This window comes from Bradyrhizobium sp. P2_E8, from assembly GCF_056403875.1.
In genome coordinates, this window is the sequence record NZ_JBFUES010001534.1 from 1 (window position 1) to 1,166 (window position 1,166).

Annotated in this window: 1 protein-coding gene; it reads left to right on the forward strand. The window is 68.1% G+C overall.

The window, feature by feature from the left end; genetic code table 11:
• Positions 1-1,166 (forward strand): sensor domain-containing diguanylate cyclase (locus tag AC1D00_RS42065; protein ID WP_477014770.1); only part of this gene is annotated, 1,166 nt, incomplete at both ends.

Sequence of the window (1,166 nt, forward strand, 5' to 3'; positions counted from 1 at the left end):
GGTCCGCACAGCTCGGCGTCGTTGCTGAACAACGACGGCATCATGCTGGCGCGCAGCCGCGACGAGAGCGGCGCCTTCGTCGGACGCGACCTGTCCAACGCGCCGTTGTTCAAGCAATGGAAAACCCGTCCGGCTGCGGCAGTCTACTATTTCAAGTCGCCGCTGGATGACGTGCAGCGGCTCAGCTACTACCAGCGCAGCAGCCGCTATCCCCTGATGGTGCTGGCGAGCAAGTCGCAGGACGACGTGCTGGCCCCTTGGCGCCGCGCGGCGGTCGCACGCATGACCATTGTCCTCGGCCTCGTCCTGCTGATCGCGGCGATCGGCTTTTACCTGGTCCGCCAGCTCTTGCAGCGGCAGCGCATGGCACAGGCTCTGATCGCCAAAGAAGCCCATTTCCGCCTGCTGGCCGAGCAATCCAGCGACATGGTGACCCGGATCGGACTGGACAACCGGCTGATCTACGTTTCTCCGTCATGCGCGCGCATCATCGGCTGGTCTTCCAACGAACTGCTGGGGACGTCGGCCGTAGCCGGGGTTCACGCGGACGACATGGAACGGGTCGAGCAGGCGATTGCCGCGCTGAAGAACGGCGAGGCGGAGGAGGCAAGGTTCGTCTACCGGCAGCGCCATCGCGACAAGGGCGAGATCTGGGCCGAGTCGGCCCTGCACGTGACCCGGGCGTCCGACAGCGGCGAGATCGACGGCGTCGTCGCGGTGGTGCGCGACATGACCGAGCAGAAGGACTTGCAGGACAAGCTCGCCTCGCTCGCGGCGACCGACGGCCTCACCGGGCTCGCCAACCGGCGCGCATTCGATGAGCGCCTCGCGGACGAATGGGCCCGCGCCCGCCGCGACGGCACCCCCCTCTCGCTCCTGCTGATCGACGTCGATCATTTCAAGGCGTTCAACGACCATTACGGGCATTTGGCCGGCGACGGCTGCCTGCGCGCGCTGGGGCGGATCCTGTCCGCTCATCCCCGGCGGCCGGCCGACCTCGCGGCGCGCTACGGCGGCGAGGAGTTCGCCGTGCTGCTGCCGAACACCGATGCAGACGGCTGCGCCAGGGTCGGCGAGGAGATTCGCCGCGCGTTGCGCGACCTCGCCATGCTGCACGCGCAGAATCCGCCCTCACGGCTCGTCACGGTGAGCGTGGGCGCCGCGAC